Raw genomic sequence first — 6,753 nt, forward strand, 5'->3', positions numbered from 1 at the left:
GGCTCGGCACCGACGAATGGCCGCCGATTGGGGCGGAACCCATCGAGGTGGACGGCGCCGGCGACGCGCTGCGGGCGATCTGGCTGCGGGACGGCGAGCTGTTCGCCGAGGTCGCGCTGCCGCAACAACTGGCCGACGGCGCCGGCGTCTACGGCCTGCATCCAGCGCTGCTCACCGCCGTGTTCCCCGCGGTGTCCGCAATGGACTTCGGGGAGCCGGCGCGGCAGCTCGCGTCGGTCGGCGGGCTCACTTTGCATGCCGCCGGAGCGTCAACGGTTCGGGTGCGTGTCGCCCGAGCCGGCGACGACACGTTGTCCGTCGCCGTGGCGGATGACGCCGGCACCCCGGTCGCGTCCATCGAGTCGCTCGTCCTGAGGATGCCGGAGACCGGCCACACCGCGGACCCGCTGTACCGGCTCGACTGGGTGCCCGTTGCGGGCGACGCGGTGTCCGATGTGGACGTCATGACTCTCGACGGCGAACTGGCGGCGCTGGACCCGGTGCCCGACACGATCGCGGTACCGGTGGCCGGCGGGACAGGCGTGGCGGCCGTGCACGAGCGGACGACGTGGGCCCTCGGCTTGGTACAGGAGTTCCTTGCCGACGAACGCTTCCGCGACTCGCGGCTGGTCTTCGTGGCGCACGGGGCCGTCGACGGCGGGGACCCGGTCGCGGCCGCCGTGTGGGGCCTGGTGCGCTCGGCGCAGGCGGAGCACCCGAGCCGGTTCGTGCTGGTCGACACCGACGATCCCGGGGAACTCATCGCGGCACTGGCCTTGGGCGAGGACCAGGTCCTCGTCCGGGACGGCGTCGTGCGGGCCGGTCGGCTCGCGGTGCTCGACCACGGCGACGACCTACTCGCGTGGGATCCGGCCGGCACCGTACTGGTCACTGGCGGCACGGGTGGTCTCGGTGCGCGGCTGGCCCGGCATCTCGTCGCCGAGCACGGCGCGCGGCACCTGCTGCTCACGAGCCGGCGGGGCGAGGACGCCCCGGGTGCCGCGCAGCTGCGCGACGACCTGGCCGCGTCCGGTGCCGACGTCCGGATCGCGGCGTGCGACATGGCCGACCGCGCCGCGGTGGCGGACCTGCTGGCGAGCGTGCCCGCGGACCGTCCGGTGCGCGCGGTCGTCCACACGGCCGGCGTGCTCGACGACGGCGTCGTGGACTCGCTGACCCCGCAGCGGCTCGCCGCGGTGCTGGCGCCGAAGGTCGACGCCGCCTGGCACCTGCACGAGCTGACCGAGAACCTCGACGCGTTCGTGCTCTTCTCCTCCGTCGCCGGTGCGATGGGCAGCCCCGGGCAGGCGAACTACTCGGCGGCCAACGCCTACCTCGACGCGCTGGCGGCGCACCGGTCGGCGCGGGGCCTGCCGGGCACCTCGCTCGTCTGGGGACCGTGGCACACCGGGGACGGCATGACAGCCGGCCTGACCGACGCGGACACCCGGCGGATGCGGGCTTCCGGGCTGCCGCCGATCACGGGCGAGCAGGGCATGGCGATGTTCGACGCGGCGCTCGCGACGGGCGCACCCGTCGTCGTCCCGGTGCGGCTCGACACCGCCGCGCTGCGCGCCCGGGGCGAGGTGCCGCCGTTGCTGGCGGGCCTGCTCGGTTCGCGGCGGGCTCGGACGTCGGTCGACGCGGGCGCGCGGCTGCGGGTACGGCTGCGGGACATGCGAGCGGACGAGCGGATCGGGTTCGTGCTCCAGGTGGTGCGCGAACGCGTCGCGGCCGTGCTGGGTCACGCGGCGGCCGGTGCGGTCGGCGCACGCGACCGGTTCAGTGAGCTGGGTCTCGACTCGCTGACCGCGGTCGAGCTGCGCAACGCGCTGGACGCGGCGACCGGGCTGCGGCTGTCCCCGACGATGGTCTTCGACCACCCGACGCCGGCCGACCTCGCGGAGCAGCTCGTGCTCGACCTGGTGCCCGACGAGGCCGCCGGCACGCACTCGGTGCTCGGCGAGCTCGACCGCGTCGAGGCGGCGCTCGCCGGCGTCGACGACGCGGTGCGCGACAGCGTCGCGGCCCGGCTGCGGCAGCTGCTCGCCCGGATCACCGGCAACGCCGGCCCGGGCGACGCGGAGGTCAACGAGCTGCTCGGGGCGGCGAGCGCGGACGAGATCTTCGACTTCATCGACGGCGAGCTCGGCAGGCGGGCCGGTTCTTAGCGGCCCGACCGCCTCCCCACGACGGGGCCAGCCGGCACGACCGGGTGGCCCCGTCGTCATGTGTGCCGTCATGTGTGCGCAAGCGCGGACCGGGGTGCCCGATCGGGTACGCCGGGGCGGCTGCCCGGCCGAAGGGCGCAGAACACTAGCAGTTGTGCGTGTGCGTTCGGCGGTTCAGTTCTGTGCAAGGACGGGTGGCACCACGACGCCGAGCACGGAGGCTGACATCCCATGGCGGAAGACACCAAGCTCGTCGACTACCTGAAGTGGGTCACCGCCGACCTGCATCAGACTCGCCGGCGGTTGCTCGAGGCCGAGTCCGGCCGGCACGAGCCCGTGGCGATCGTCGCGATGGCCTGCCGCTACCCCGGCGGGGTGCGCTCGCCGGAGGAGCTGTGGGACCTGGTGGCCGACGGCCGGGACGCGATCACCCCGCTGCCGGCCGATCGTGGCTGGCCGGCCCAGGACGGGTTCTCGGGTGGGTTCCTCGACGACGCGGGCGGGTTCGACGCCGGCTTCTTCGGCATCTCACCGCGCGAGGCACTGGCCATGGACCCGCAGCAGCGCCTGCTGCTCGAGGTCGCCTGGGAGGCCGTGGAGCGGGGCGGCATCGACCCGCGGTCGCTGCACGGCAGCCCGACCGGCGTGTTCGTCGGCGCGTCCCAGGCCACCTACTTCAAGCTCGCCGAGGCGTCGGCCGACGACCTGGCCGGCCACCTGCTGACCGGGTCCGCGTCGAGCGTGATGTCCGGCCGGCTGTCCTACACGATGGGGCTCGTCGGCCCCGCGCTCACCGTCGACACGGCGTGCTCCTCGTCGCTGGTCGCGCTTCACCTGGCGGCACAGGCGTTGCGCGCGGGGGAGTGTTCGCTGGCGCTGGCCGCCGGTGTCTCGGTCATCGGCGCGCCGGACGTGTTCGCCGAGTTCGGCCGGCAGGGCGGGCTCGCCGCCGACGGCCGGTGCAAGGCGTTCGCCGAGGACGCCGACGGCACGACGTGGGCGGAGGGCGTCGGCGTCCTGATGCTCGAGAAGCTGTCCGACGCGCGGCGCAACGGGCACGAGGTGCTCGCGGTGCTCCGCGGCTCGGCGGTGAACTCCGACGGCGCGTCCAACGGCCTCACCGCGCCCAACGGTCCGTCGCAGCGCCGGGTGATCCAGGCGGCGCTGGCGAGCGCCGATCTGTCCACATCGGACGTCGACGTCGTGGAGGCGCACGGCACCGGCACCCCGCTGGGCGACCCGATCGAGGCACAGGCACTGCTCGCCACCTACGGCCGCGACCGCGAGCGCCCGCTGCTGCTGGGCTCGGTCAAGTCGAACATCGGGCACAGCCAGGCCGCCGCCGGCGTGGCCGGTGTGATCAAGATGGTCATGGCGATGCGGCACGGGATCGTGCCCCGAACCCTGCACGCGGAGACGCCGACGTCCCATGTGGACTGGAGTGTCGGCGCGGTGGAGCTCGCGGCCGAGCAGCGGGACTGGCCCGGCGCGCAGGTGCGGCGTGCGGGCGTGTCCTCCTTCGGCATCAGCGGTACCAACGCGCACGTCATCGTCGAGCAGCCGCCGGCCGAGGCCGACACCGAGCCCGAGCCCGCGGTCGACCCGGTCCCGCTCGGCGCCGTGCCGCTGCCGGTCTCCGGGCGAACCGCCGCGGCGCTGCGGGCGCAGGCAGAGCAACTTCGGTCCACTCTCGACACCGGGGCCGCGCTGGGCGACCTCGCCTACTCGCTGGCGACCACCCGCTCGGCGTTCGAGCACCGCGCCGCCGTCGTCGCCGCGGACCGGGCGGGCGCGCTCGCCGCGCTGACCGCACTCGCCGAGGACGCCTCCGGCGCCACTGCGGTCGCGGCCCTCGCCGAACCGGCCACCGCGTTCATGTTCTCCGGACAGGGCGCGCAGTACGTGGGCATGGGCAAGGAGCTGTCCGCGCGCTTCGACGTGTTCGCCGAGGCGTTCGACGGCGCCCTGGCGGAGTTCGACCCCGAGGTGCGCGACATCGTCTGGGGCGATGACCAGGACGGCCTGAGCCGCATGGGCATCGGGACACCGGCCTTGTTCGCGGCCCAGATCGCGTTGTGGCGGCTGCTGGAGTCGTGGGGCGTGCGGCCGGGTCACGTGATCGGCCACTCGGCCGGCGAGATCGCCGCCGCGCACGCCGCCGGTGTGCTCTCGCTCGCGGACGCCTGCGTCCTCGTCGAGGCGCGCGGCCGGCTGATGGAGGCGCTGCCGCCCGGCGGCGCGATGATCTCGGTGCGCGCGAGCGAGGACGAGGTCCGCGAACAGCTCGTCGACGGCGTGTGGATCGCCGCCGTCAACGGTCCCCGTTCACTGGTCCTGTCCGGCGAGGAGGCCGCGGCGACCGAGCTGGCCGCCCGGTTCGAGAAGGCGCGACGGGTCCGAGTCTCGCATGCCTCGCACTCGCCGCTGATGGACCCGATGCTGGCCGAGTACCGCCGGGTCGCGCAGGGACTGTCCTATCGGGAGCCCGAGGTCCCGTTCGTCTCGACCGTGACCGGCACGCCGGCGTCGGCCGAGGTCGCCACGCCGGAGTACTGGGTACGCAATGTCCGCGAGACGGTCCGGTTCGGCGACGGCGTCGCCGCGCTGGCGGCCGCCGGGGTGACGGCGTTCGTCGAGGTCGGCCCGGACGCCACGCTGTCGGCGATGGCACCCGAGTGCCTCGACCCGGCCGCCGAGCACCTCTCGGTTCCCTTGCTGCGCAAGGACCGCGACGAGGAGACCTCGGTCGTCACCGCCGTCGCCGACCTGTTCGCCCACGGCCTCACCGTGTCCTGGCCGGACCTCTTCGCCGGGACCGGGGTGCGCCGCATCGGACTGCCGACCTACCCGTTCCAGCACGAGTGGCTCTGGCCCCGTGTGGCGCACCGGCCCGGCGACGCCACCGGACTCGGGCTCGCCGCCGCCGAGCACCCGTTGCTCGGCGCGGCGGTCGAGCTGGCCGACTCCGACGGCGTGCTGTTCACCGGCCGGCTGTCGGTGGCGACCCACCCGTGGCTGGCCGAGCACGCGGTCGGCGGCGTGGTGATGTTCCCCGGCGCGGGCTTCGTCGAACTGGCGCTGCGAGCCGGCGACCAGGTCGGCGCGGGCCGCGTGGACGAGCTGACCCTCGCGGTGCCACTGGTGCTGGGGGAGCGGGACGCGGTGGCGCTGCAGGTGCGCGTCGGTGTGCCCGGTGCCGACGGCCGTCGCTCGCTGGACATCCACTCCCGGCCCGCCGACGCCGTGCACGAGCCGTGGACGCGGCACGCCGGCGGGTGGCTGGCCACCGAGGCGACCGACCCCGGGCCGGGCCTCGAGACGTGGCCGCCGGCCGGGGCCACTTCCGTCGACCTCGACGACTTCTACGCCCGGCTCGCCGAGGAGGGGTTCGGCTACGGGCCGCTGTTCCAGGGCCTGCGGGCGGTGTGGCGCGCCGGCGACGACGTGTACGCCGAGGTCGCGCTGGCGGCCGACGTGGAGGCGGAGCAGTTCGGCCTGCACCCCGGACTCCTGGAGTCGGCGCTGCACGCGGTGTCCTTCGTGGACTTCGGGACGTCGGGCTTCGGCCGCGTCTCGTTCTCCTGGAACGGGGTGTCGCTGCACGCCGCCGCGGCCACCACGCTGCGCGTCCGCCTGCGCGCCCTCGACCAGGAGCGGGTGACCGCGACCGTCGCCGACGCGGTCGGCGCCCCGGTGGCCACGGTCGAGTCGCTGACCCTGCGCCCCATCACCGCGCTCGGAACCGGCACGGCGGCAACCGCGGACTCGCTGCTGCGTGCCGAATGGACGGTGGTCACCACTCCGCCCGCCGGCGACACCGAGATCGTCTGGCTCGACCGCGATCCGGACGACCTCGACACCGCGCCGGACGTGGCCGCAATCCGTCTCGGCGCGGACACTCCCGAGATCCTGCGCGCGTGGACCGCCGACGAGCGGTTCGAGCAGTCCCGGCTCGCGTTCGTGGCCGAGGACGGCTCCGAGCCCGCGGTCGCCGCGGCGTGGGGCCTGGTGCGGGCCGCGCAGGCCGAGCACCCCGCCCGCTTCGTGCTCGTCGACACCGACGGGTCGGTCGACCTCGCCGCCGTGCTCGAGTGCGACGAGCCGGAGGTCCTGGTGCGCGACGGCGAGCTGCGGGGCCGCCGGCTGATGCTCGCCGACACGGACGACGACACGGACGACGACACCTGCGCTTGGGGCGGCACGGTCGTCGTCGGCGCGTCCGCCGCCGAGTTCGCGGACCGCATCGCCGACGAGCACGGCGCCGACGTCACGGTCCTCGCCGACCCGGACGACCCCGCGCTCGCCACGCTGCTCACCGAGCACGCGCCCGCGGCGGTGGTCCACGTCGTGGACGTGCCCGACCCGGCCGCCGGGCTGGACGCCGTGCTGCGACAGGTGGAGCGCGCCCGCCTGCTCGACGACGCCACCCGCGCGCTCGACCTCGATGCCTTCGTGCTCGTGTCCCCGGTCGCCGGGGCCGCCGCCGAGCATGCGGCGGCCGCCGCCGTGCACAGCTCCCTGGTCGCGCTCGCCGCACGGCGCCGTGCCGCGGGCCTGCCGGCGGGCGTGCTCGCGTGGAGCC

Annotated in this window: 2 protein-coding genes; both read left to right on the forward strand. The window is 75.1% G+C overall.

Translation table 11 applies throughout. The features are described 5' to 3' along the window. A partial coding sequence (locus ACRDSK_RS30335) for an SDR family NAD(P)-dependent oxidoreductase (protein WP_431444819.1) occupies nt 1-2,171 on the forward strand: 2,171 nt, incomplete at its 5' end. A gap of 231 nt (nt 2,172-2,402) precedes the next feature. Then, on the forward strand, nt 2,403-6,753 hold a 4,351-nt coding region (locus ACRDSK_RS30340), incomplete at its 3' end, for a type I polyketide synthase (RefSeq protein WP_431444820.1).

Origin of the sequence: Actinophytocola sp. (assembly GCF_050699915.1) — a bacterium.
GTDB lineage: Bacteria > Actinomycetota > Actinomycetes > Mycobacteriales > Pseudonocardiaceae > Actinophytocola.